Raw genomic sequence first — 252 nt, forward strand, 5'->3', positions numbered from 1 at the left:
ATGGATAACTACTTGATGGCGCTGGACGCAGGAACGGGCAGTATTCGCGCGGTGATCTTCGATCTGGCGGGCAATCAGATCGCGCACGGCCAGGCGGAGTGGCAACACCTGGCGGTGCCGGGCGTGCCCGGCTCGATGGAGTTTGACCTCAGCCGCAACTGGCAGCTGGCCTGCCAGTGCATTCGCCAGGCCTTACAGCGCGCCGGGCTGACGGCGCAGGCGATACGCGCGGTGGCCTGCTGCTCGATGCGT

Annotated in this window: 1 protein-coding gene; it reads left to right on the forward strand. The window is 66.3% G+C overall.

The window, feature by feature from the left end; all coding sequences use genetic code 11:
• Window positions 1-252 (forward strand): FGGY family carbohydrate kinase (locus tag PU683_RS22330; RefSeq protein WP_277174685.1); only part of this gene is annotated, 252 nt, incomplete at its 3' end.

Source organism: Candidatus Kosakonia sp. 282A-S69 (assembly GCF_029433855.1).
Classification (GTDB): Bacteria; Pseudomonadota; Gammaproteobacteria; order Enterobacterales; family Enterobacteriaceae; genus Kosakonia; species Kosakonia cowanii_A.